This is a genomic window from Roseibium sp. AS2 (assembly GCF_038900065.1).
Classification (GTDB): Bacteria; Pseudomonadota; Alphaproteobacteria; order Rhizobiales; family Stappiaceae; genus Roseibium.
On sequence record NZ_JBBMQN010000016.1, the window covers coordinates 1 to 26,734 of the forward strand.

The 26,734-nt window shown below is 58.9% G+C and carries 14 protein-coding genes and 2 pseudogenes; 7 read left to right on the forward strand and 9 right to left on the reverse strand.

Annotation, left to right across the window (positions count from 1 at the left end):
• A partial coding sequence (locus WNZ15_RS26035; RefSeq protein ID WP_342895969.1) for a hypothetical protein occupies positions 1–195 on the reverse strand: 195 nt, incomplete at its 3' end.
• Between the two features lie 492 nt (positions 196–687).
• Between WNZ15_RS26035 and WNZ15_RS26040 the strand changes: the two genes are divergently transcribed.
• The 6 genes and pseudogenes from WNZ15_RS26040 to WNZ15_RS26065 all read left to right on the forward strand — a co-directional run bounded on the left by WNZ15_RS26040 (position 688) and on the right by WNZ15_RS26065 (position 13,074).
• Complete coding sequence (locus WNZ15_RS26040; RefSeq protein WP_342895970.1) at positions 688–6,213, forward strand: DUF4011 domain-containing protein; 5,526 nt, start codon at positions 688–690, stop codon at positions 6,211–6,213.
• Positions 6,214–6,313: 100 nt separating this feature from the next.
• Positions 6,314–6,658 (forward strand): annotated as a pseudogene (locus WNZ15_RS26045) (IS3 family transposase); the annotation flags it as partial.
• 79 nt (positions 6,659–6,737) lie between these two features.
• Positions 6,738–8,795 carry a J domain-containing protein gene (locus WNZ15_RS26050; RefSeq protein WP_342895971.1) on the forward strand — a complete coding sequence of 686 codons (2,058 nt, stop codon included), beginning with the start codon at positions 6,738–6,740 and terminating at the stop codon, positions 8,793–8,795.
• Positions 8,796–9,443: 648 nt separating this feature from the next.
• A complete protein-coding gene (locus tag WNZ15_RS26055; RefSeq protein WP_342895972.1) occupies positions 9,444–10,640 on the forward strand; it encodes an ABC-three component system protein in 1,197 nt (398 codons plus the stop codon).
• Entirely contained in the window at positions 10,637–11,125 is a 489-nt protein-coding gene (locus WNZ15_RS26060; protein WP_342895973.1) for a three component ABC system middle component, read from the forward strand. Before WNZ15_RS26055 ends, WNZ15_RS26060 begins: the two co-directional genes overlap by 4 nt.
• Entirely contained in the window at positions 11,122–13,074 is a 1,953-nt protein-coding gene (locus tag WNZ15_RS26065; protein ID WP_342895974.1) for a DUF3732 domain-containing protein, read from the forward strand. The genes WNZ15_RS26060 and WNZ15_RS26065 overlap by 4 nt, the downstream gene beginning before the upstream one ends.
• A gap of 584 nt (positions 13,075–13,658) precedes the next feature.
• On the opposite strand, the gene WNZ15_RS26070 is transcribed toward WNZ15_RS26065, so the two are convergent.
• The 3 genes from WNZ15_RS26070 to WNZ15_RS26080 form a co-directional block, all read right to left on the reverse strand.
• A complete protein-coding gene (locus WNZ15_RS26070) occupies positions 13,659–14,303 on the reverse strand; it encodes a hypothetical protein (protein WP_342895975.1) in 645 nt (214 codons plus the stop codon).
• A gap of 465 nt (positions 14,304–14,768) precedes the next feature.
• Complete coding sequence (locus tag WNZ15_RS26075; RefSeq protein ID WP_342895976.1) at positions 14,769–15,956, reverse strand: IS91 family transposase; 1,188 nt, start codon at positions 15,954–15,956, stop codon at positions 14,769–14,771.
• Positions 15,957–15,971: 15 nt separating this feature from the next.
• Complete coding sequence (locus tag WNZ15_RS26080; protein WP_342895977.1) at positions 15,972–16,859, reverse strand: site-specific integrase; 888 nt, start codon at positions 16,857–16,859, stop codon at positions 15,972–15,974.
• Positions 16,860–17,378: 519 nt separating this feature from the next.
• Between WNZ15_RS26080 and WNZ15_RS26085 the strand changes: the two genes are divergently transcribed.
• Entirely contained in the window at positions 17,379–18,260 is an 882-nt protein-coding gene (locus WNZ15_RS26085; RefSeq protein ID WP_342895978.1) for an AAA family ATPase, read from the forward strand.
• A gap of 61 nt (positions 18,261–18,321) precedes the next feature.
• On the opposite strand, the gene istB is transcribed toward WNZ15_RS26085, so the two are convergent.
• From istB to WNZ15_RS26110, 5 genes and pseudogenes are all read right to left on the reverse strand, one after another.
• Positions 18,322–19,104: an IS21-like element helper ATPase IstB gene (gene istB, locus WNZ15_RS26090; RefSeq protein ID WP_342895979.1), complete on the reverse strand. Its 783-nt coding sequence runs from the start codon at positions 19,102–19,104 to the stop codon at positions 18,322–18,324.
• Positions 19,094–20,624, reverse strand: a pseudogene (istA, locus tag WNZ15_RS26095) (IS21 family transposase). The gene istB and the pseudogene istA overlap by 11 nt, the downstream one beginning before the upstream one ends.
• 273 nt (positions 20,625–20,897) lie before the next feature.
• The gene (locus tag WNZ15_RS26100; RefSeq protein ID WP_342895980.1) at positions 20,898–21,227 is read right to left on the reverse strand and encodes a transcriptional regulator; all 330 of its coding nucleotides are present in this window, start codon (positions 21,225–21,227) and stop codon (positions 20,898–20,900) included.
• The gene (locus tag WNZ15_RS26105; RefSeq protein ID WP_342895982.1) at positions 21,224–21,577 is read right to left on the reverse strand and encodes a type II toxin-antitoxin system RelE/ParE family toxin; all 354 of its coding nucleotides are present in this window, start codon (positions 21,575–21,577) and stop codon (positions 21,224–21,226) included. Before WNZ15_RS26105 ends, WNZ15_RS26100 begins: the two co-directional genes overlap by 4 nt.
• 599 nt (positions 21,578–22,176) lie before the next feature.
• The gene (locus tag WNZ15_RS26110; RefSeq protein WP_342895981.1) at positions 22,177–26,214 is read right to left on the reverse strand and encodes a hypothetical protein; all 4,038 of its coding nucleotides are present in this window, start codon (positions 26,212–26,214) and stop codon (positions 22,177–22,179) included.
• Positions 26,215–26,734 lie beyond the last annotated feature (520 nt).

A 26,734-nucleotide genomic window follows, 5' to 3' on the forward strand; every position in this document is an offset into this window, starting at 1 on the left:
ATCGACGGCGCCGACCGCCAGGGACAACCCGTCGACGGATTCGATCATCGCGATCATTCCGCAGAGTTGCTCTCGGGAAAGGGTTCCGATCCCCGAGAGGATGTCTATGGCGCGAATGTCCGGAGCGGCAGGTTGAATTGCTGCGAACGCGTCTTCGTTCAGTCCGGGGGCGGAAGCCGGATGGTTCATGCTCATGGAAACTTCTTCTACCCCCATAGCAGTCACGCCACCTGGTCGTGACACGTCACTTAGTGAACAATGTCCACCGGACGATCTCAATTATCAAATTTCGCTAAATGAATGCCTATACTCGGCTGTAGACTGAAACTGATCGAGCTCCATCTCAAAACCATGAAATACTCTCCGTGTTTAACGCACAGACTTTTAGAATCTGAGAATCTTTGGTAACTCGCTTCATTCGGATTACATGTCATCCGAGCCAAGTCGCGCGCATCTGAGCCAATGTTGAGGATCACGCTTCCCAGCGGTATGAAGGTCATGTAGTTCGATCCAGCGACTTTCTGGGAATTGAAGTAAACTTTAATTTTAGGGCTTCTTGATTACTCGCGACCACGCTTGACTCCAAATTCTTCCTTGCTTTGCCTTTGTTGTCGCCTGCCAATCGATATCTTAGGCTCAGCCGCGGCCTCGGTGTGATATTCAAGCAGCAGCCAATTGGGAGGATCCATGAGCCCTTCGCAAGAAGACCACGAGGCGTCGAGTAGCTTATTGACCGACGAGAACATCGAACTTGTCTCCGCTAAGCTTCAGGAACTCCGGCTTCGGCTTCTCGATTCAACCCGCCGGAACCCGCTGATCAATATCCGCTTCAGCCCGGCTTCGACCTCATTCATCCGCGTTGTAGACGAACTTCCCGACATCTTGCGCCACAACCTCTCTCAGGGGCGCCAGATGCGGCTAGCGGCGTTGCCTGCCCTCGAAGACGAACTCCCGGACGAGCAGACGGACAATTTCAGGGATGCGCTCTTCATCGCCCGGCAGGAAGACGAGCCCTATCTCGCCGAGATCGCCAAAGTCGAACCCGACGAAGCGAAGGCGGAAGAAAAGCTGGTGAAGGCCGAGCGATCCCTAAAGGATCGCCTGCGCGAAGACCTTGGCCTGTCTCCGCGCCAGACCAAGGACGCACCCTCGCTCGCTGAACATGCCCGGATTCACGGCATCGAGCCAAGCTACATTCTTCCGCTCCCTGAGAACGAGCACCACGACGGGAGGCACGTCGATGACGATATCCAGACCCTCCTGCTACCGGACCGGCTGCAACGCTCGGCGAAGTCCATTCTTGAGAAAGGACGGTCCTTCGAGCGCGAGACTGGGGTCAACGTGCTGCATGCTGTCTTCGGCATCCTGGAGTGGAAAAGCCCTGACGAGAACGATCGCTTCGTTTCGCCGCTGCTATTGCTCGAGATCCGGATCGAGAGGAAGCAGTCCACGCATGGCGCCGAGTTCTACCTGAGCGGCATCGACCAGGTCATGGTCAATACAAACCTGGCGCTAAAGCTCCTTAACGAGAAGAAGCTCGCCTTGCCAGACTACGAGGGCGGAAGCGTCGAGGATTACTTCGAGTCGGTCGAGGAAGCAGCGCCTCCGGGCTGGCACTGGAAATTGCGCCGCGAAGCCTGCATTGGAATTTTCCCGTCCTCCAAGATCGCGATGTACCATGACCTCGATCCGGAAAAACGCCCGCTGGCGGAGGAAGAGACAGTGGTGCGCCTTCTCGCCACGACCGGGGTCGGCGACGGCGCCTATGCCGAGACCTACGGCACCGACGACCCCGAGATTTCCAGCAAAGTCCCCTACGTGGTGATGGATGCGGATGCATCGCAGTATTCCGCCCTCGTCGATGTGGCCGAACAGAAGAATCTCGCGATCGAAGGCCCGCCGGGCTCGGGCAAGTCGCAGACCATCGTCAACCTGATCGCCTCGGCGCTTGCTGACGGCAAGAAGGTGCTCTTCGTGGCCGAAAAGCTGACCGCGCTCGACGTCGTGCGCAACCGCCTTGATGCCGCTGGTCTCGGCAACTTCATCCTGCCGCTCCAGGCCGGACGCGGCACCGCCGAGACCGTCTACGAGAGCATTGAGGCCCGCCTCGAGATGAGCCGGGCGTCCGGCCCCGGACGCCACAGCTTCAACTCGCGACAGCGCGCCCTCGAACGGGACCGCGCCATCCTCCAGGGCTACCTCGATGCGCTAGGCGCGATGCTCGGCTCGACGGGACTCACGGTGCACCAGGTCATCGGCCATGCTATCGCCACGGCCGAGATCCGTGAGGTCTTGCCGCGAGAAATCCGCCGTCTGCCGATTCCGAACGCCTGGGAGATGGGCGCGATCGAGGTCGAGGCCCTGGTCTCAGAGGCGGAAGCTTTCAGCACCCGGCTCAGACGGATAGCGCGTATGCCTACCGTTTGGCGCTCCTCGACTGCGCCGATCACATCGCACGATGTCGCCGAAGACCACGCCGAGGCGGCGCGTAGCATCGCGGAGGAGCTCGAGGTCTTCGAGAGGGACATAGCGGGCTCGTCGATAGCCATGTTCATGACTGCAAACCCCTTCGTGATCGACATGAAGAAGATCGGCAATCTGCTTTCGACCGCCGCTCGTGACGAGGGCCGGGTAACCCCAGACCTGCTCGACACACTTACAGATCCCGCCGCCCGCCGCGCCGCCCGGGATCTCTGCGGCCAGGTCAGCGAAAGACAGACACTCATGGCCCAACTCGGCCACAGCCTGCACGATGCCGACGGCTGGAACGTGTCCAAGCGCCTTGCGGCTGCCGCCGAGTTCGCTAAGGCGCGGGGCGGACGGCTCGATCCCGAGCAACATCGCACGAGGCTCGCCGAGATCGAAGGTGCGATCGCCGAAGCTCGGGTGGTGCTCGGCGCCGCGTCCCGGCTTCCACGGAGCTGGACATCGTCCGGCCGGCCCCTGACGGAGATCCGTGATGGGGCGAAGCGCATCGCAGCGCAGTCCCCTGGTGTCCTATCCCTACGATGCGGCGACCCGATGGCCTCCGTCGATGCCCTGGCCATGGAGATCGATACCCAGATCTCTCGCCTTTCCACCGAGATCGGCCGTATCCGGCAGGCGGTGCCCTCCGCCGGCGGCGCCCACGACGCAGGTGAACTCAGGAACGCGGCGGCCGCGATCGACAGCGCTGGCTTCTTCGGGCGCATGGGGTCTACCTACAAGGCTGCACGCAATACATACACGAACATACTCGGAGGGCGGCGCGAGGACAGCCCAGCTGAGATGGCACGTAGGCTGCGTGAATATGCGGACTGGCTCGACAGCCGCCGGGAGTTCGATAACAGCGCACGCTACGCAGAGCGCTTCGGTGCACACTTCCGAGGCTTCAACACCGAGATGGCGGCGATCAGCCGTGTGGTGACCTTTCATGGGATTTGCAAGGAGATCGCCGGCGCCAGTGTGGATCTGAAAGCCTACCTCGAAACCGGGGAACTCGATCCCGTCCTCACCTTCGCGGAGTTGGAGGACATGCCTCCATTGCCCCTCTCTGAGGCCGAGGTGAAATTGCGCGAGCTCGAGGAGACCGCCGAGAAGGAGCGACGCTATATCACCGAGGCGGATAGCCACATAGAGCTCTTCCGCGACAGAACGAGCCTGCTTCTTTCGGAGATCGAGGAGATCCTGACCCTTAAGACGGCTGAGGCAGACCTCGCTCGCAAGATCGAGGAGAGCCCGGCGCGCGAAGCGCTCGGTTCGGGCTTCGCCGGCCTCACTACCCGGACCGACCTGCTCAGCATCCAGTGCGACCTGGCTGAGGCGATCGCCGCCACCGATGACGCGGACATGGCGCTCGCGGCAATGCGATCAGGCCGGGCGGCCGAGATGGCGAAGGAATTTGAGACCTTTGCCGCCCGTCGCGCCAGTCTCGAGACCCAAGTCGACAGCTTTGTTGCCGATCTCGGGCTTCCCCAGGATCTTTCGACGCCGATGGCGCTGGCCCGGCGCACGGCCGACCTGCGGGAGGCGGCGGCCGATCCGCAATCGCTGCTCGACCGGGCGCAGTTGAAGCGCGCCGAGGACAGCCTGCGCGGACAGGGGCTTGGTGAACTGATCGACTGGGTGTTGGCCGAGGACGAAGCCTTCGATCCGGTACGCCTCGCATCGATTGTCCGCGCCCTGATCGCGCGCTCGATGGCAGACGTCGCCTACAAGGAGTGGGGCCCAGCACTGCAAGGCTACGACGGACAGGACTTCGACCGAATCCGGGGCGAGATCCGCTCCAAGGATCGCGAGATGATCAAGCTCTCCCGCGCTGCGGTGGTGCAGGAGCTCCTGGAATCGGCCCGGCCGCCGACCGGCAACAACGTCGGCCGAAAGTCGACGTTTACCGATATGAGCTTGATCTACAACGAGCTCTACAAGAAGAAGCGCCGTATCAGCATCCGCGAATTAGCAAGCCGCGCCGGCCGCGCTCTCGTCGAGTTGAAGCCTTGCTGGATGATGTCGCCGCTCGCGGTCGCGCAATACCTCCGCCAGGGTATGCGATTCGATCTCGTGGTTATCGACGAGGCTTCGCAGATGACGCCCGAAAACGCCATCGGCGCGATCAGCCGGGCCGACCAGTCGGTGATTGTCGGCGACACCAAGCAGCTGCCACCGACGAACTTCTTCCAGAAAGTGCTCGATGACAGCGACACCGATGAAGACCTGCGCGAGGACAGCGAGAGCATCCTCGACATGGCTAACGTTGCCTTCATGCCCGTGCGCCAGCTCCGTTGGCACTACCGCTCGCGGCACTCAGCGCTGATCCAGTTCTCCAACCAGTGGATGTACAAGGGAGAGCTGACGATCTTCCCCTCGGCACAGGAGGACCACCCAGATCTCGGCGTCGAGCTCGTCGAGGTGCCTGGCATTTACAAGGGGCGTCGCAACGAGATCGAGGCCCGCGCCATCGTTGTAGCTGCGGTCCACCACATGAACCATCGCCCCGAGCTCTCGCTCGGCATCTGCACGATGAACTCCGACCAGAAGAACCTGATTCTCGAGGAGTTCGAGCGGGAGCGCGACCGCAACCCCCAGGTCCAGGCTTTCGTCGAAAAGTGGGAAGAGGAGAACGACGCGCTCGAGGAATTCTTCGTCAAGAACATTGAGACGATCCAGGGCGACGAACGGGACGTGATGATGATCTCTACGCTCTACGGACCGGAATCTCCTGGGGCCAAGGTGCTTCAACGGTTCGGACCGATCAACTCGGCCCATGGCCACCGCCGACTGAACGTCCTCTTCACCCGCGCCAAGCGGAAGATCATTACCTTTACCTCGATGAAGCCGACCGACATCCTCGTTGACGGCAACAAAGCGCTCGGCGTGCGGATGTTCCGGGCCTGGCTCGAATATTCGAAAACCGGACACATCCCGGATGCGGCCGGCCCGCTGGGCGGCACGGAGAGCCCATTCGAGGACTATGTCGCGGCGCAGATCGAGCGCCTCGGCTGCGAGGTGGTCCCTCAAGTGGGTGTCGCAGGCTTCCGCATCGACCTCGGCGTCCGGCACCCAGACTGGCCCTACGGCTACATTCTGGGTGTCGAATGCGACGGTGCGGCCTACCACAGCTCGAAGTCGAGCCGCGATCGCGACCGGCTGCGCCAGGAGGTGCTAGAGGGGCTCGGCTGGCGGCTGCACCGGATCTGGTCGACCGATTGGTTCCGCAACCCGCGCGCCGAGATCGAGGTCCTGAAGGAGGTGATCGACGCTGCGCTCGCCGATGCCAAGGCGCGGGGCGTGAAGCACTCCGAGCGTCTCGATGCGATGGCACTGCTGACCCGCTTGGCTGAGGAAAAGACCTCAGGCGTAGAAGAGGTGCCCACGCAAACCCGGCCCGAGCCAAGGCCTTCGTCTGCTGCGCTGATCGCAGCGGCGGCACCACCGAAGCCCGAGCAGGCGAACTTGCCGTTCGAGGTTCCCGCGAGCAGCGCCCTCTACACGGCGGCAAGCCGGGTCGCGGCGGAGCCGACCGTGGCGCTTGGCTCGAAAGTGAAGGTAGAGAACATCACCGACGGCAAAAAGCTCGCCTTCACGCTTGTCGAGGGTGAGAATGCGCCTGAACAGGGGAAGATTGGCGTTCACACTCCGCTCGGACAGGCCCTGCTCGACGCACAGGTGGGGGAGGAAGTAGAATATCAAGTCGGCTCGCACATCAAGGAGGTGCGGGTGCTCGAGATTGGATGATGAAGCGAGAGGGCGCTATGCACTGATCGATGACAGGTCGGCTCTTCACGGCAATCAGGGGCCATTTCCGATATTGTTCGGAGGTCTCAAGCTTTGGAACGGATATCGGCGTGTGCATGTATTGCTGTGCCGGGAGGGCAGGGACAGCAAAATGAAGGAAACGTGGCGGATCTACAACGAGTTGGACCTGCAACTGAGGAACAAGCATCCAAAGCGCCGGTTGAAGGCAAAGCTTCGGGAAGAGCAGAAAGATGCCGTTGGGCCGAATGAGGTCTGGGCAATGGGCTTCCCTCATGACCAACTCGCCACTGGGCGCAATATTCGTGTCTTGACGGTTATCGACACGTTCTCGCGTTATGTGCCGGCAATTTATCCACGCTTCAGCTACCGGGGCGAGGATGTTGTGATAACCTTGGAAACGGTTTGCACGCAGATTGGCTATCCACCAGTTGAGCAGAGCTAACTTATGAACCCGGTCAATCAAGGGGGCAGGTCATAATAGAAAAGACATTTGAGGGCAAATCATGGCTGGAATCTTTAAATGGCTTTTCGGCGGATCGTCCGCAGGGAATGATCGTGTGGAGAAGGATGCGCGCGGGGAACCGCGCGGCTGGTCCGAACCTGAGCCAGACCCGGAGATTGTCCGCGCCCCAGACCTTTCCCTGCCCGAACAGAAGTACTTTATCCAGCTCGAGCGACTGACAACTTCGGTCTCCGCCCAGGACTATCCGGCCGCAGCCGCGGCGGCGCGCGCTAGCCTGCCGCTGCTGCGCAACTGGCTGAAGGACCCGCGCGGCGACGGACTGCGCCTCGACATCCGGATACCAGCCTTATCCCAGGGAGGGACGATGATGGCCATTACCGGGGACAACGAGGGACTGGCCGAGCTCCGGAAGCTGGTACAGGACTTCGACCACCTGAAAGATTACCGGGAGGAGGCGGAGGAACACTTTTCTGATCTGGAACTCTTCAACCGGATGCGGGCAGTCATTCGCAGCAAACCGGGCGTGCTACAAAACCGGATGAAAGCGGAGTTGGACATCGAAGATGGTCGTCGAGCCAGTCGGCTGGTTTCCTACCTGGAAAAGAACGGGGAGGTTCAGCGCACGAAGAGCGGTAACACACATGAGCTCTACATGGCCGGCGTCGAGTTGCCCGAAGCTGCTGGTGAGACGATTTACACGGAGCCTGACAATCCGGGGTCGCATCGGCGAGAGACACGCGGAACCCATCCCCGTGAACTGGACCTCAAGCGTGTGAGCATCGTACCCCTCCCTCCGTCTCCGAATGCCTGGGATCGATCGGTCGATCTTCCGGTCACGAAGGAGGCCTTTGCGGACCCTGAGAGCGCTTGGCAGGAAATCATCGTCGAACCAATTTCGAAAGACGACCGGCCCGACCCAGCCTTCCGTAGACACTATAGTACCCGGGGTGGCACGCTGTCGTTCGATGATCTTGCGAAGTCGGATGCGAGTTTGGGCGCGCCCGGGGCTGTGATGTTCACCAACGCGAAAGGGCAGCCCGGAACGACAGTTCCCCTCCGTCGTGCTCCCCGCCGCATTTCGGTCCATCCGGAAGGTGACGGCTTCGCGATACTCTCAAGGAGCAATGTGCTGACGGTCTATGGCGGCGATCTAAAGGTCGATTTCGAGACGGATCTGGAGAGTGCACCGGAAGTTGCTGCGAACCGGGATCGCCTGGGATTGGCGGAGACCGAGGCGCACCGCGCACTACGCTGCATCGCCCTGACACCGGAACGCGACCGCTATCTATTCACGCACATCGATGAGGCCTGGTGTATCGGTCGGGACGGGAAGCGCCTCTGGGGACTTCGGATGCCGGCCAGTGAGCCCACTCGCATCCGAGTAGGCGAGGCTTTCGGGACAGCGGCCGAAATCGATGAAGCGCTTGAGGTTTTGGGACTCGAGATGCCGGTCACACCTGACGAGGTCCGCAAGCGATACCGGCAGCTGGCGCGCGAGCTACACCCGGACCTCAATCCCGGGAACGAGGAACGGATGAAAGCGTTAAACGTCGCCTCCGAACGCCTGACCGGCCTAGATCCGGAACAGCTCGACGGAAGCGGAGGTGGGCAAGGTGGTTTTGAGATCGTGATCAGCCTAGGCCTGGCGGGCCAAGCGGACTGGATCTATGCCGCTGCTTTCTCGGGGACCGGGGAGACTGCGCTCCTGGGGACATATGCCGGTCGGGTCGTGCGCGTAGACCGGGAAGGTATACCGACGACGATCTATGACGTCGGTTCAATGCCGGTCCGGATCATCGAGACCGAGGCCTATCTCTACGTGATGACTACAACGCGCCTTTATGTACTGGACGGAGATCACCTGGTGGCGCTGGAGGATTGTTCAGCCAAATGCGACCTGCTTGTCAGCGGCGGAATGCTTCTTCTGGTCGAAAACAAGGGGGTTCGGGTCTTTACAGAAGATGGAAAGCCGCTTGGGATCGCCCTGACCAAGGCGCCGATTCGACGTGCCTATGTCGATTCGGGAGAACTTGTCATCGAGACCCGGACGCAATGCGGGCGCTTCCGCAGTATCCGGTCCGCGCCAGAAAGGGCGTAACATTGTACATCGAACGGTCGCTGCCCGCCCTGGTCCGAATTTGAAAGTTCCGCAACGCCCGTTATGCAAATACGAGGAGGGATGTACTTTGGGATTCTCAGCAAGATCAAAAGACTTGTATCCGGCTTCGTTTCTTCACCAACTTAACGTTTTTGTAGGGTTGCTGAAGAAACGATCGGACCGCGTTCCGGAGGGCCTGTCGCCCCGCCTTTTGACAGCATTCCATATGGCACGTCATGGGAAACTGTGGATGAGGCCGCTTTTAATCTCAATCCGGATTGAGTGGAGCTATATCGCTGTGCCCCTTCAGTGAAGCACTCGGGTCGAGGACGGCTTTGCTCCCTCGCTGCTATTCGGCTGAGGTCGGCCGACGATTGAAAACAGATATTCTCCAGCCAACGATCGATCGGACGCACCCATTACGATCGACCTTTTCTTCGCCGAATAGGTCAAGAGCGAGTTCAGGCATGGCGGGTTTCTTGCGACCCAACTGATCCCAAGCGACTGCCAAGACTGTCGATATGCTATTGCAGAGGGGAATTCGTGGATGCCGACAATTGTCGGTTGATTCAGATACTCCGATGACATCAATATTTAGCTGGTCAATTTTCATCGGAGGGATGCCAAAACTACGGCATCCTGTGGTTCATGCCTGATTCAAATTCGAAGTTCTCGGCTGCCGAACAAGGGCTCGGATACATTTTCCAACCTAGGTTGGCTCTGCTGCATGCCTTGGAATGCCCCGAGGACGACCTGGTTTTTATCGAACGTAATGATGATGTGGAGTTCGTCGAGCAGGACGGTAAGGTCTCGTTGGGCTCCCTCAAGCATAAGGCCGAGGGAGACAGGCTCACCGACCTGTCGACCGATTTCTGGAAATCGGTGAGGATCTGGCTTGTGAACTTCAAGGTGACCGGGCGGACGGCATCGAAGGCAAGATATCAGCTCTTCACGACCGCGGAGGTCTCGGCAGGGTCATTCCTCGTGCAGTTCGAGGATTTCGTTGCCGACGGCGAACGGAGGGCGCGCGACGCGGATGCGGCGTTGGCGACCAGCAAGTCGGAGCTAATCGGAAAGATCACGGCCGAATTGGCGGAGTTTGATAGCGATGAACTCGCCGATTTCTATTCGAGGATCACTATCTTCTCGCGCACGCCAAGGATAGACGACATTCCCGGGCTAGTCGGACGCCGTCTGATCACGGTACGGAAAGAATTCCGTCAGGCGCTTTTTCAACGTCTGGAAGGATGGTGGATCGATCTGGTTATTCAGACCCTCACCGGCCAGCGCTCGGAACCGATTAAGGTCCAGGAAATCCATGATCGGCTGGCAATGCTCGCCGACGACTACAAGGTCGACAGCCTTCCCATCGAATTCAACGACAAGCTCCCTGAGGGTAGCATCGACGCGACTGGGGACAAGCGCCACTTCGTTGAACAACTGCGCGCGCTCGACTTGTCCACCGACCGGATTCGATATGCGATTATCGACTACTACCGTGCCTTCGAGCAGCGCTCGAGCTGGGCTAGGGCCAACCTTTTGGTCTCTGACGAAATTGAGCGCTATGAGGACAAGCTGGTCGAAGAGTGGGGTCGCTACAAGGCGCTCGTCTGCGAGAATATTACCGCGGACAGCAAGGACGAGGCTTGCATCACCGCCGGGCGCGAACTCTACCGATGGGCAGAGCAATCGACGGGGCAACTTCGGATACGCGAGAAGGTGGCCGAGCAATACGTCGTACGAGGGACATTTCACATCTTGGCTAACAGCACACCCGCGCCACGAGTCCATTGGCACCCTCGTTTCCTCGAGAAACTGGCCAAAGCGTTGGGAGTGGCGGCATGAAGCCCTGGAACCAACGTCCGATCGAAATCCGGAACCTGTTCAATCCCGCATTCTGCGGCCTGCTGATGCACAGGGCGATAGTGGGGTTCAGGGACACGGACGAGAAAGGTATGCCGTTTTCGCTTTCCCTGTTGATCCTTCCCCTATGCCTACCGCAAACGTCGCGCGAGATATTGAAGGCAGGCAATAGGAGTTACCTACTCAAGGTAATCGCCGAGCATCCCGAACTCCTCGTCGGCTTTGCCGGCCGATGTACGGATACGCTTGGGTTCACCTTCGAAGGATTGGGCGTTCTCATGCACCATGGGGCACTATCCGTGAATGGCGATAGCCGTCTTCTTCCTGGCCCGGCAAGGGTAGTTGCTGCTGTGAACGGTAGCGACGAAACCAAGGCCTGCCAGCGCGTAGCAACCTATCTCGGCAAGCAGTTCGCCCTGATAGGTGACCGGGTCACCATATACACAACACTGGGGATTCGACCATGAAGATCAAGTCGATCCATATATATGGCCTGGACGGGCGTCGGCGAGACGTGAAGTTCCATGACGGACTCAATGTTATCACCGGTCGGTCGTCCACCGGCAAGTCCGCTCTCTCCGACATCATTGAATACTGCATGGGACGATCGACGTTCAACGTCCCGGAAGGGATCATCCGTGACAAAGTCGTCTGGTTCGCCGTGATCTATCGTTTCATAGGGGAGGAAGTGCTGGTGGCCAAGCCTGCTCCTTCGGCGGGGGCGCAAAGCTTGAGCACGGCCATGATACGACGGGGAGCGAAGGTGGATGCACCCGACCTCGCCGACATGGCGGTTAACGACAGCGATGATGGCGTAGTCGCGCTACTGACCCAATTGCTCGGGATTCAAGAGAATACGACGGACGTCCCACTTGAAAGTAGCCGTTTGAGCTTCGATGCGAACATCAAGCACAGCTTCTATTACTTGTTCCAGAAGCAAGGTCTCGTGACCAACAAGGACCAACTCTTCTATCGTCAGAACGAGCCGCATCAGCCCCAAACCATAAAGGACACTCTTCCAATCCTTCTCGGCGTTTCCGGCCGGGATAAGTTCACTCTCGAATCCCAATTGCGGATTGCCCAACGAGACCTGCGGCTGAATGCGAAACTCTTGCAGCAGGCCAGAGAGGCGATCGACAACTCGGAAGAACGTGCGATTGGCCTGGTTTCTGAGGCTCGTGCGGTGGAGATTCCAATGGGAGACGGCGCGACTAACGTCGTCGACTTACTCAGGAAGGCATTGGAATGGCAACCGACGCCGGTATCGGAGGATGACGGCGCAAGGATTTCGGTGATCGAACGCGATTTGCTTGACCTGCGTGAGCAGCGGCGAGAAGTGCAGCGCCGCATCGAGAGTGCGCAGCAATTCTCCAAACGGTCTGAAGGTTTCGAGGTCGAGGCCAGCGAGCAGCGCGACCGTCTCAAATCTATTCGTGCCTTGCCAATAAACGGCGAGACCGGCGAGTGGCAATGGCCATTCGCACGAGCCGATCTCGGCATGGAAATGCCGATTGCGAAGGCCCTATTGAGCGAATTGGAATCTTTGAATGACGAGCTCACGGCTGTCACTGGAGAGCGACCAGCGCTTGCCGCTTATCTCTCGGGCCAGGAAAGGGAGCTTTCCGAGATCGCCGACAAGATTCGGGTCAAGGAAGTGGAGCTTTCGTCGGCGATCTCATCGAGCGAGATGGCGACGACGCTCGGCAACAGGAACACGGCCGCTTCGCGTGTAGTGGGTCGTATAAGCCTTTTTCTTGAAGGGCTCGTCCCGAATACGGAACTGATCAGGCTGCAAACCGAAGAGCGTCGACTCAGGGCCAGGGTCGCCGATCTCGAAGAGCGGTTAGGAGCGGATGACTCCGACACCCGACTGATTTCGACCTTAAGCAATATCGGCCTGCATATGTCGGGTTACATCTCTGCCCTTGGTGGCGAATTTGCCGAATTCCCCGCTCGGCTCGATCTTCATCACCTAACCATGGTGATCGACCGTCCCGGCCGGCCCATATACATGAGCCGAACTGGGGGCGGGGAGAACCATCTCGCTTACCACTTGGCAGCTCTCCTTTCGCTTCACCGTTTCGCAGGGACCTATGGTCATCCGATTCCTCGTTTCCTGCTTATCGATCAACCTAGCCAGGTCTATTTCCCATCCGATGCTTCCTATGAAGCCGCGGGAGGCTCCGTCGACGAAACCGAGCGTCAGGAAGATGCGGATCTGGGCGCGGTTCGAAGACTTTTCGAGACGCTCCAGGAGTTTGTTTCGGAGCATGCTCCCGGCTTCCAGCTCATCGTCACTGAGCACGCGAACCTGCGCGAAGACTGGTTTCAACGATCTCTTGTCGAGCCGCCCTGGTCCAAACCGCCGGCATTGGTGCCAGACGACTGGCCCGACATCCCGTTGCAGCATCAGTAACCGCTTGCGCGCCGCCGGCCAACGGCCATGCCCGCGCAAAGCCGACAGCATCCTCCACCAAAGAAAACCCGCCCGATCGTCTCCGATGGGCGGGTTCTTTGTTTTTGGGCCGTTTGAGCCGTTTATTGGCCTAAATTGGCCATCCTATGCGACTCGGGACATAAATGAGGACGGAGGCAAAGGTCAGCGCTCTATTCGTATCGATCTGAACATGAAAGGAGCCGTATCAGGGGAGTCGCGTGGAGTCGAGTTAACTGTTGCGGTCGGCTCCGGCTGAGGGCGAAATGACACTGTGGAGCACATCTCCTCTTGTCATGACGCAAGAAACTACGTACATTCAGCGCCTTAACTTCGAACAGGCTCTTGAGCATAGCTGCTCTCACATGTTTTTGAAAACTTTCATGCGCTTTTTTGTTGCTAACCCTGCCTGTTTTTTATATGTATGAGGTAGCTTCAGGTGGCGGGACTTCTCGGTGAAGCCTTGATGCTGTAGCTGCGCACCTCTCTTGAGGTTCGGTAAACCACGGTAAGGCGCACCCGCTTCATTATTCTCAAAAGGCTCCTATACGGGAGCCTTTTGTCATTTAGGACTTGTTCGCTTTCGATGCCTTCCGTTTCTCGCGCTTGGCAGCCTTCTTAGCCCGCACGTCGTCGGCCTTCATCTGGGCAAGCTCTCGGCGCTTATCCTCGGTCATCGGCATTCGCTCCCTGCTAAAATAGCAGGCTCGCACAGCTTGCTTCATATTCCACTTGTGCTTGTCCGTGGTGTTTACCGCCCGCTCATGGCAGGTCAGCACGTTCATCTCGATCTCGAAGTGTTCGGAGTTACTCGGATAGAAGTAGTAGAGGATCACGTCATGTGTGCCTCTGACGATCCGCACAGCCGGATTGTGCGCCAATGCGGCCATGTTTTCGATCTGATTGTGGTCCTTCATCTCCCAAGTGATGCCGTTCTGATCGAACAGGTTTCGCACGCCTTGTTGAAGAGTAAGGCATTTGGCATAGCGGTTCGCGCAGAAGATTCGATGGCTTCCGTTATGATCTGAAAAATCGAAGGCAGCGTTGGGCACGGCCTTTTCACTGAAGACATGACAAGAGAAGCTGACGCGTACCCTGATGTCCATGCCATCAGGACCAGCCGCGTTCAGGGTATAGATGAAAGGCGCGAGGTGGGAGATGTCGTAGTCCGCTCCTCCTACTGTAACCGTGCTTCCCAAATGATCGAGCAATCAAAATCTCCTGCAATACATGTCATTTGCACAGCGATGTCAGGCGATTCAACCTAAAAGATTGCTTAGTAGCATTTTTCCCGGCCCAAGGTTGTCTTATCGCGACCCGAAGAAAAGGCAGCTTTGGTGAAGGTTTTTCGATGCGGGCCGCGGCGAGGGAGTTCGTCTGTGCGAGAGCATGGCCCGCGTTGGAAAACCTCCCAAGGAGGAAGCCGCGGGGTCTGGGCTGGACCTATGGGGAAAGCTTGGATCTGGTCGCCGGTGGTGTGTGGATGGAGCGATGAGATAGCGATAAGCCATGCCCGGATATGACAAACTGTATCGCGGACACGAGTACATTTGCGGGTTCGGTGTCGGCCTGTGCCGCAGCTTTTGCGGCGACCGGGCGTCCGGCGGCAAAGCAGTGGGGTTCACGAACGAGCGGCATCGTTCGCGTTCTGATCGGGTGATGTGACGGGCGTTTCGTCATGCGGCCTGCTCCCTTGGCGGAGCGCGGGATCGGGGTATCTGGCCACAGCGAAAGATCTCGATGATGCGCATCGGACCGCCACAGCAGGGGCATGGCTCGCGCAGGGCGAACGGATCGATCCCGGTTTCCGTCGCCGGTTCGGGCGGTTGCGCTCCGAGTAGCGTGCGGACCCTTGCGATGTTGGCCCGGCGGCTCGCGCTGGCCAATAAGCCATAGTGGCGGATGCGGTGGAAACCGTCTGGCAGGACATGGATCAGGAAACGGCGGATGAACTCGCCCGTTGCCAGGTGCATAACCTTCTGCCGATCGCCGGTCCTGATGCGGTAGTCCTTCCAGCGAAAGGCGACCGTCTGTGCGTCGGCCCTGATTAGACGGCTGTTTGAGATCGCCACCCGGTGTGTGTAGCGGCTGAGATAGGCGAGCACAGCTTCGGGCCCACCGAAGGGAGGCTTGGCATAGACGACCCATTCGCTCTTGCGCAACGGCGCCAGCCAGGCAGCAAAGGCCGCTGCGTCCGCCAAACCGGTCAGGTCGCCGAAGAAGGTCAGTTCTCCGGCGCGATGCAGGGTGAGCAATCCCTCGATGAACAGGCGCCGGAACAGCCGGGACAGCACCCGCACATGTAAAAAGAACCCGGGCTTGCAGGCGATCCAGCGGGAGCCATCCGGCGACAGGCCGCCGCCCGGAACGATCATGTGGATGTGAGGATGGTGGGTCAGAGCCGATCCCCATGTGTGCAGCACGCAGGTCATGCCGACCCGCGCGCCGAGGCGCTTGGGGTCGGCTGCGATGGTGAGCACCGTCTCGGCCGATGCCTTGAACAGGAGCCCATAGACCGCCTTCTTGTTCCAATACGCGATCCGGGCGATCTCAGCCGGCAGGGTGAAGACCACGTGGAAATATTCGACCGGCAGCAGGTCCCCGGTGCGTGCGGCCATCCAGTCCCGGGCCGCCGGTCCCTGGCATTTGGGGCAATGCCGGTTCTTGCAGGAATTATAGGCGATGTGCTGGTGGCCGCACTTGGCACAGGCTGCCACATGCCCGCCGAGTGCCTGTGTGCGGCAGGTCTCGATTGCCGACATGACCTTGAGCTGGATCAGGCTGACATGGCCGGCATTGGCCCGCCGCCACGCGGGACCATAGCGCCGGAAGATATCAGCGACCTCCAGCTTCGGACGGGGCACCAGCCCCGCGTGCTGCTATTCCAGGCTCCGTCGCAGCGGCGCGTCCTGAAGCTTCTTGAGCGCCTCGAAAGGGCTGACGGTATCCCTGATCGTCCTTGTGGCGACGTGGGTATACTGGGCCGTCGTCGTCAGCTTGGCATGGCCGAGCAGCACCTGGATCACCCGCACATCGGTATTCGCTTCCAGCAGGTGGGTGGCAAAGCTGTGGCGGAGCGTATGCAACGTCGCGGGTTTGGCGATGCCCGCCATGGTCTTGGCCGAGGTGAAGGCCCGGTTCAACTGGCGCGGCGAGATCGGGTTGATCTTCGGTTTGCCCGCAAACAGCCAGCCCTGCGGCCGTGCCTCGCGCCAATAATCGCGCAGCAGCTCCAGCAGACCAGGCGACAGCATCACTTTGCGGTCCTTGCGCCCTTTGCCCTGCTCGACATGGATCAGCATCCGGTCGCTGTCGATATCGCTGACCTTGAGGTTGCACACTTCCGCGGCCCTGAGACCCGCGCCATAGGAAATGCTGAGGGCGGCGCGGTATTTGAGGCCCGGCCCCGGTGCCGCCATCAGGAGGTCGGACACCTCCTCAACGCTGAACACCACGGGCAACTTCCGCGGCTGGGTGCGGAACTGCATGTACCGCTTCATGCCCTCGCGCCCGCAGGTCATGCCGAAGAAAAACCGCAGCGCCACGATACGGGCGTTGAACGTGGTCGGTGAAACTCCCGCATTGGTCATGTGAAGCTGGTACGCGCGCAGATCCTCCGGCGAGGCCGTGTCCGGGGATCGCCTCAGAAAGGCTGCAAAATCCTTGATCGCCCGGATATGGGCCTTCTGGGCTTTGTCGCCCATCCCGCGAATGCGCATGTCTTCGATCATCCGCTCGCGTAGCGGCGTGGTTCTCTCCTCCGTCATGGGAACCTCCTGTCTGATGGTTGAGAACACCCCAATCGTCAGACAGAACCGCCTATCCCCAAATCACAATGTATCGATCAGCGCAAATCGCCCGCCACAAGCGCCATTGCCGCGCGAGCGGCTTCGTCCTTGGGCCGTGAGCTACACAGCGTTTGCTCTATGTGAATGTCCCCTTCAACTGACCGGTATCCGGAACCCGCCAGTCCCCTCACGGCCCCAGTCCAGTCATTCTCAGATTGAGCACAGACTGAATATCCGCAACGAAGTCCGAGTTCAAAATTCCGCAAGGCACGTTATGCGAATCCGGCGGGGCTCTTGTAACTTCAATCTGGATTGAGTGGGGCTTTTGCGCCGTGGCACACTCCCAGCAGCTCTCGGACCGACGACGGCGTTGCGCTCTTATCACGGACGTTTCGGCAAAGTTTGCCACCACTCATAAGCGTGCGTTCTAGATACCCGTAGTTGTGGCGCTTCTCTATGGTCTAGTATTGACGCATTCCGGGGTGGGAGGTGCTAGCCGTGCATATAGAGTTTTTAGAGATCGCCAATTTCAGGAAGCTTTTGTCGACGCGGATCGATCTTTCGATCACGACCACACTTTTCGTTGGAGCGAACAATAGCGGCAAGACGTCGGCGTTGCTTGCTCTGCGGCGCTTCCTGTCGCCTCGCCGCTGTCCATTCGAGATGCACGATTTCACGTTGTGCCACTGGCCCACAATAATCTCCCTGGGTGAGGCATGGATAGCTGCGCGGAATGCGGAGGAAATTGTCGACCTAATCGTTGAACCCTGGGTTAGTGCACTACCGACTTTGGATTTGTGGCTGAACGTCGAAGCGGGAGAAATGCATCACGTTCGTGACCTCATCCCGACCTTGGATTGGGAGGGGGGGCGACTCGGGGTCCGGCTGCGCTACGAGCCAAAGGACCTCGCGCTCTTGTATAAGGAGTACATGGGTGCGGTGGGCGATGCCGAGACGATGAGGGCGGCAGCTGTCGCGGCCGCTGAGGCAGAGAATCATGGCGATAATCCGCCTGTTTCTCCGCAAAAGCTGACGATCTGGCCCGAAAGCCTGGTTGATTTCTTGAGCAAGCGCTTGTCGACGCACTTCACCGTTCGGGCCTATTCGCTGGATCCGGGTCAACTTGTCTCGCCTGCAAAATCTCTCGCGCGTCCCCAGGTTCTACCAAGCGGTTCTCGACCAATCGATGGTGACCCGCTGGGCGGTTTGATCCGTGTCCATGACATACCGGCGCAGAGGGGCTTCGGTGAGGAACAACAGGCGGCGGAGGAAGACGACGCCACTGCGTCGGCAGGTGGCAGTCGGCTGTCCGATCAGCTCAGAAGCTACTACGCCAAACACCTTGACCCGACGAAGGTGTTGATTTTCACCGAGAACTGACCCGGTAATTCCACCGAGAATTGACCCGCCTTTTGTTTATTGAACGGCGGTTACGCCGTGGTCAAGATTTTGGTTTCCTCTCTTCGTTGTCGGTCTGATTTGCGGTGCTGTTTTTGAAGCGGAAGCTTTCGTTTCCGGTTTCAAGGATATGGCAGTGGTGTGTGAGCCGGTCGAGCAGCGCGGTGGTCATTTTTGCATCGCCGAAGACGGCAGCCCATTCCGAGAAGCTGAGGTTCGTGGTGATGATGACGCTGGTGCGCTCGTAGAGCTTGCTCAGGAGATGGAACAGCAGAGCGCCCCCGGACGCACTGAACGGCAGGTAGCCCAGCTCATCGAGGATGACGAGATCGGAATGGACGAGCCGATTGGCGATCTGTCCCGCCTTGCCCTGGGCTTTCTCCTGTTCCAGCGCATTGACGAGTTCAACGGTAGAGAAGAAGCGGACACGCTTGCGGTGATGTTCGATGGCCTGGATACCGAGGGCCGTTGCAAGATGCGTCTTCCCGGTTCCGGGGCCCCCGAGGAAGACGGCATTGTGCGCCTGCTCGATGAACTCGCAGCGGTGAAGCTGGCGCACGAGCGCCTCGTTGACTTCGCTGCTGGCAAAGTCGAAGCCGTTCAGATCCCTGTAGGCTGGAAAGCGTGCCGCCTTCAGCTGATAGGCCACGGATCTGACTTCCCGCTCCGCCGTCTCGGCCTTGAGCAACTGGGACAGGATTGGGATGGCGGCCTCGAAGGCGGGAGAGCCCTGTTCGGTGAGGTCTCCGACAGCTTGGGCCATTCCGTGCATCTTGAGGCTCTTGAGCATGATGACGACGGCGGCGCTGGCTGGATCATGACGCATGGCGGGCCTCCTTCAGTTTGCGCAGGGCATCATAGCGTTCGACATTGGCCTTCGGCTCCTGGCTGAGTGACAGGGCCTGTGGCGCCTGAATGGCAGGAGGGGTCACCGGTTTTCTGTCCGTCAGCCGGTGCAGCAGGTTAAGGACATGCGTCTTTGTGGGAACGCCGGCCTCCAATGCGGTCTCGACCGCCGTCAGAACAGCCTGCTCGTCATGATGAAGGACGAGGGCCAGAATCTCGGCCATTTCCCTGTCCCCGCCAGACTTCTTGAGCAGATTCCGCTGCAAGTTCCTGAAGGCTTCCGGCAGGTCGGCGAAGGGCGCACCGTTACGCAAGGCTCCGGGCTTGCGCTGGATAACGGCCAGATAATGCCGCCAGTCATAGACCGTCCTGCCGGGCCGGTTATGGGACCGGTTGATGATCCTGTGATGTTCGCAGACGCTCAAGCCTTCCGCGACAACGACGATCTTGTCCGGATAGACCCCGCAAGCTGACGGGACGGTTCGCAAACGATGCCGGCACGCTGTAGCGGTTGCGTTCAAAGTGAACCAGGCAGGTTGGCGAGACTCGCTTGGCGTATTCGACAAAGCCGTCGAAGAAACGGCCGACCTGCATGAGTTTGGGGAGTTCTTCGGCCCGGATATCCGCAACCGTTCCCCGTTGCGTTCCGTGCGCAATGGTCTGCCAGAGGGTCTTGCAACGGCTTTCCAGCCACTCGTTCAGCTCCGCGAGGCTGGCCACACGGGGCATGGGCTGCCACAGTCTGTGCCGTGCATCCCGGACGTTTTTCTCAACCTGGCCCTTCTCCCATCCGGAGGCGGGATTGCAGAACTCGGCTTCGAAGAGATAATGGCTGACCAGGGCCGAGAAGCGGGCATTTACCTGGCGTTCCTTGCCGCGCCCGACCTTGTCGATTGCGGTCTTCATGTTGTCATAGATCCCGCGCCGCGGCACGCCGCCCAGAACCCGGAAGGCATGGTTGTGGGCGTCGAACAGCATCTCGTGAGTTTGCAGGAGATAGGCACGCACGATGAAGGCCCGGCTATAACTGAGTTTGAAGTGGGCTACCTGCAACTTGGTCCGCTCGCCGCCGATGATCGCCCAGTCTTCGGACCAGTCGAACTGGAAGGCTTCACCGGGCTCGAATGTCAGCGGTACAAAGGTTCCGCGACCGCTTGTTTGCTGTTCGCGCTGCCGGTCCGCTTTCCAATCACGCGCAAAAGCGGCCACCCGGCCATAGGAGCCATCATAGCCAAGGCTCACCAGATCGGCGTGCAACTGCTTGATCGTCCGTTTCTGCTTGCGCGACTTGGTCGATTCTACCCGCAGCCAGGCCGACAGCTTGTCGGCAAAGGCATCGAGTTTGCTGGGCCTCTCGGGGACCTGGAACGCAGGTTCAACCGTATCGGTGCGCAGATACTTGCGCACTGTGTTCCGGGACAATCCGGTGCGCCGGGAGATCTCCCGGATCGAAAGCTGATCTCGAAAATGCCAACGTCTGATAACGCTCAACAACGCCATGTCTATCACTCCGTCGTCCCCCGCTGAAATCACGCAGGGGTGGGTTTAAACATGGGTCAGTTCTCAGTGAAAAAATCGGGCCTTACCGGTTCAGTTCTCGGTGAAAATCAACAACCTGAATCCTGCCAGACAATTCACGGTACTTGAGATGATACGAAAACCTGTGAAAGAAAACCCGCCCAATCGTCTCCGATGGGCGGGTTTTCTCGTTTCAGGGCCGTTTGAGCCGCTTATTGACCTAAATTGGCCGTCCTATGCGAGTCGGAACGACAACTATGCGGTTTGCTTCACATAAATCTCAGGGTCGAAGTCAACACGCTTTGCTTTCCCATCTGAGGTTTTCAAGACGAGCTCCACACCGCCACCAATAGAATGCATATATCGGACGACTGAAGATATGAGGACGTCATCAGAGTTCTCGATCTTCGATACGGTATTTTGGGTCATGGCAGCCCCAGCAGCAACCTCGTGTTGTGTTGCTTGCATCGCTTTGCGTACTTCAGCTAACGCTTTACCCAAACGCCGCTCTTGACGTTTCAAGTCGAGTCGAGCTTGAACATCTTCTGGAAGTTCAGCGCGTAGTGCCTTCCACTCAGTGCTCATTTTTTCTTCTCCTTTAGCCATTCATCAAAACGCGCGTCAGCTTTTTTGATTAGAGTTTTGTAAAAGAGCTGCTCATTCATGCCTTGCTTATCCTCTCCGCAAAGAATGATAGCTCTTTGAGCGGGGTCGAAAGCGAAAGCAAAACGCCATACCTGCTTTCTAAACCTGACCCTGATCTCCTTCATATTGGCGTGTTTAGAATCTGACAGTGTGTCCACTTCCGGGCGTCCTAAGAACGGGCCATCATCTTCCAAGTGATCCAGCACTTCACCAACCAGCTCCTTCAATCCCATCTCTAACTCCTTCCATTCAGAAACGAACTTAGAATGGAATTGCACCTCATACATTATCAGCTCCGTCAATAAATATATACTCAAAGATATAATGTCAAGTCTGAGATCGCACTTGCGAAATCGCCTCCCGCGATCCTTATAGACAAATTATAATCACGCACAGATTGAAGTTTTAATATTTTCCCTTCTTGCCTCCACGATCCGGACGCAGCAGTGGTCTTGAAATGCCCTTCGGGTAGTGTTCAGTCCCAGTGCCGTCATCGTGAAACCGAAGATATGGTAAACCCGCCGATCGTCTCCGATGGGCGGGTTCTTTCGTTTCAGTGTCGTTTGAGCCGCTTATTGACCTAAATTGGCCATCCTATGCGACTCGGGACAACAGCTGGTGAGAGGACCAAAGTTTTGAATAACGGGGTCTGTAACCTTCTGGAATCATTAGTGGAAGAATGTCCGCTATATCGGAGGACCAAAGTTTTGTTCCAAACGGAACCAGAGTTTTGAACCAAACGCTGAAAACCCAACTATCGGTGATAGAAGTGGAACGTATTCCCAACACAAAGAGGTTGCGGGACGGGGCCGGTGGCGCTGGGCTCTATCGCCTGGACTGAGAGCAGTTGCGGACAAGGCGAGCGGGGAGAGCAAAACGATCTGCGTTGTTATACGGCAGAGCCGGCGACGGATGGATCGAGAAGGCGATCTCCAAGCCGTTCGCGCACGGCCCGACGCAGCCGTACTTCGCCGAGATCGTCGAGGACCGAGGCGGGAAGCGGGTGCTTCGTGTCCAATAGCGCGCGGGCTGGATGGTGCGGCCCGAGCAGGTCAAGCACCCTGCGCGCTGCCTCATCGTCTCTTGAGGCGAGGGCCTCCGCACCGACAAGCAATAGCGCCCTGAGCTTGTTCGAACTTGCGACGCGCTCGAGAATTCGGACAGCATCAACAACCGGTGCATGGTGGGCGAGCAAGACCGTCGCGGGCACCGCAAGTACCGCCGGTAGCGTGAAGAGGAGTTGTAGAGTGATCTGCGACACGATTGCGGGTTCAACCAGATCGGCATCTGCAAGCGCATCGAGCGCGTCTAGGCGAATCCATCGCGCCGCAGGAATGTGAACCAGCGCCCAGATGCTGGCGCGAATTTCTGGGCTGCACGAGTGCGCGGCGAGGATGAGCGCGCACTGGCTGAGTTGTCTATCCGGCGTGCGATCCGCGAGAGCAAGGAGCTGTAGACCGGCTTCGTCGGTCAGCGACTCGTATTCTGCGAGCGCTGCAACGGCTTCCTGTGCGATCAGGTAGGATTCGGGCTCGTTGTAATATACCTCGGCGCTTGACCAGGTATCCGCTGTCAGGCGGAGCAGCACCTTTTGGTGCTCGGGATGAAGGCGGTGCTTGAGAACAGACACAAGCGCCCGGCGCACTCGGCTCCCCGGGTCGTTCGCCATGGCGAGGACGTCGACCGGCAACGGATCGCTTATCATCGGGGCGAGCGTGAGAAGTGCGACGCGGCGCGCTTCGGCGCGCTCGTGGCGCAGTGCGATTTTCAGTAGCTCAGGGTCACCGGTCACTCGGGCGGCTTCCGCAGCTTTGAGTGCAGAGTCGCTATCGTTCGTCTCCAACAGCCAGCGGCGGATGGCTTCCGTCGCGTCGCCGCCACTTGCGAGAATGATAGGAACGACCGCTTCCAGCGTGTCCACCGACAAGGATCTGACAATCGCTTGAAGATGCGCGAGCGCGTCAGGCCCGACATGTTTCGCCGGGCGGTTCTTGTAGGCGAGGGCGCCCGCGATCTCCCGGAGTTCGGGTGAGAAGTCAGATGCGATCTGCCGCAACAGTGCCGAGCGCGTTTTGGTGGAAACACGCCATCGTGCCGCCCAGACATCGACAATCAACCCAAGCTGGTCGGCCGGCCGATTGGAAAGCGCTATAATCGCGTCGGCAAGGGTCTTCGGAGCAACGAGGAGACCGCAGGCCGCGAGCTCGGCACGCAGGTGATGATCATTTGGGTTGTCGAGCAGCCGTGACCGAAGCTGGGGCTCCAGGCTTGGCCGCCAATTCTCTCGAGCGGCCCACCAAGCCTGCTGCTCGCCTTGATTTCCATGAGCGAGCCGAAGTAATTCGTCGAGTTCCGCGACCACGGGCGATCCAGGCGATGTCGCTATAGTACGCCCCCAAGTTTCGATCATCTCGCCGACGCGGGGATGGTTTGCAATCTCCTGCCAGTTGGCGTTCCGGCGTTGCTTGGCTACGTAAGCGTCGACAAACACACCGGAGGTATAGCCTTCCCCTTCATGTTGGGACTGGTGGGCATCCTCGACGGCATGGTCACGCTCGCCGTCTTTAATCGCGCGCCACTCTTCGGCGCCATGCTGAGTATAACGCCGCCTGTTATCGGCAAGATCATCGAGCGCGGCCGCCAAAACTGGCTCGAAGGCTTCTATGTCCCGAACTGCGCCCGTCGCAACCGCATCAGCATTGTCCTCGAACCCATTCCCGATCATCGTCCGTGCTGCATCGATATAGGCAGCGGTCAGGTTGCGCGCGATGCGATCAAGCTTTGCGGGGAAACATTTCCCATAGTGTCCTCGATCCCATGGGAGCGCCTCGCGGACGAACCGGGCAGCAATCTTCGCCGACTGCGGGTCCTCAGAAATCCGGTCATACCATTCGTCTGAATAGGTCGGTGGCGCCCAATACTTGAGAAACACCGACGCGCCCCGCTGAGTTCCGAGCAGTAGCCAGCGCGCAACCTCGCTTGGGATCGATCGCTCGGATCCGACAGCGCATGCGAGTTCGAGCAATGGCAGAAAATTAGACTTAGGGTCAAGTAGTCCCTCGTCCAACCATGCGTCGATGGCAGCCTGGCTGGTATGATCCACATCGAAGGGTGGATCGAGATCCTCGATCTGCTTGCTCAAAGTCTTGCTGACTTGGAACGCCCGAGCGGCGGTTTCCAGCCCCCAGTCCCGATACGTGCCGCCCAGCTGCACGAGCGCAGCGATCAGCCGCTCAACCGCGGCTTCACTGAGGGGCCAGTCTGACTTGACGAAAAGTTCGAAGGCTTCGTGAACGCTGGGATGGGCAAAGGATACCGTCCGCGCAGGTTGACGCAAATGGCGGGTCGCGACGAGGCGATCGACCATCGTTTCGAGCCCTTCGCCAAGCTTCGGTGAGGAGCGGCGCAACACCCTCTGGAGAGCCGTCAGTTGCGCGCGATCAAATTGCGAGCGCGCCTCGAGCAAGGCCCAGATAATAACCGCCATGCCAGACGAATCAATCTTGCGCAGATATTTGCCTACGACGTCCTGGACCGCGCCGCGATGTGATATTGAGCGCAAACGCCGGAAGAAGGCGTGGTCTTCTTCGCCATCTTCGGGACCATCCTGCATCTGTGTGAAATACAGGTCGATCTCGAGTGGTGTCTCGAACGCTTCTAATGCCTCTTTGCGGAAGGCGAAGGCCTTGGCCTGTAGATCGGGAGGCAGCTGATCCATTCGGTTGTCGTGGATCGTTTTAAGCGGGCCATTGCTATACTGATCGCGATCCAGCTCGATCGACCAGCGGTTGAGACCCTCCCCGACATCGGCGCTTCGCAGCATATCGCTGCGCGTGGTGACGACATATTGGTGATCGGGGCCGGCCTTCTCCAGCAGTCGGGGCAGCTGTTCAGTCCATGCCTCGGAACCGCCTCGAAGGCTGTATTGGCCCCAGGGATCCTCGATATAATAAAGGGTCGGTCCTGTGTTGATGAGCTTTCGCGTGCCCGCCGGTGTATCATCCGGTCCGACAGTCACAATCTCCAGCGACCCAATACGCTCGCGAGCGAGATCGCAGAGCTTGAGCGCCGCTTGGGTTTTACCCGTACCTGAAGGCCCGCGAATGACGATCGCGCCCCGCTCGTTCAGGAGGTTTATCATCTGGTCAAAATTCGCAGGACGGACGAACATTTCGAGGCTGGACGAGCTGGCGAGAAACCCGCCATGTTTTCGGACGGTTGCGAGTAAGTCTTCGCGGGTCCAGACTCCCGAGGTCGAACCGCGCATCCGACGTTTCGCTTCGACGCGAAGATCATCGAGAAGCTCGGGCTGCTGGGGTTGCGGCACGTGGAGCAGGTCGGCCATCATGATCCGCAAATCGGATGCGAGCTGTCTTTCGGTCAAGCCGCCCCAGATCGCGACACGCCCGGCAGGATTATGCTTGAGGATTGAATTCAGTGTGGGTGGAAATCTATCCTTGTCCGCCGGCTCTTCAAAGCTCCCCACCAGCAGATCGCGTGCCACGCCCTTGGCGTCTGCGCTTGTCACTAGAAGATAGCGTGTGTTCGGATCGTCGAGATGATGGAGCGCCGGGCGGCGGACCTTGCCGTGCTTGAGAAGCTCCCGGAAATCCTCGATTGACCAAGGCTCGCCGCTGCGCAGCTTGACTTGGATTACGAGTTTGTATCCGCCCGCGATCGTTGCGCTTGATTCGACGCGGCCCGGTCTGTCAGGTGCGAGGTCGGCTTCGAGATCTTCGTCATTTGCCGGCTCGAGGACGAGCCGGCTTGAGGCTTTGGAGATCAGGAGCAGCCGCAAAGCGGCGAGGACCGAGACGTCCAGCTGATAATCATAGCCAGCCTGCGCGGCGGCCGCGCCATTAAGCGGCTGCGTGACTGCACCGGTCGTCTGGCCGGACGGATGATTAAATGCGCTGTGCTCGTCCATACTTGAACTATTTCACCCAACTCGTTTGATATCAACATGGTGAATAGCCCCGAGTTCCGTAGACACCTACTGGTTCATGATTGATGTCTGTTTTCGAAGTCGACGAGCGACAGCATGGCGTTTCAGGCGCGCTTGGCGAGGTCGCAGCAATAGGTATCATTTGCTCTACTGAACGATCGTCTGAGTAGGAATGCGATCTGTCGGAGAAGCTTTGAACCACATACGTACGGAGACTTTACCGTTTCGCGTAGACAGCTTTACGGTGCGATCAGTAGTTGCAAATGGGGGGCGAGATGCGGAACATTGCGCTGGTCGACGCGGAGCGGTGGGGCAATGCGAAAAGAAATTTACCCGGCCGTTCCTCCGGAAAGGCGGAAAAACCTTTTGTAGTGGAGGCTTTCCATGAAGCTCGAAACCATCTCGGTACGAAATTTTCGGTGCTTTGGACCTGTCGCTATTTTGTGCCGCCCCAAGTGCTCGTTTAGGCCACCTTTCGTTCGAAAGCGACCGGGCTTTTCCA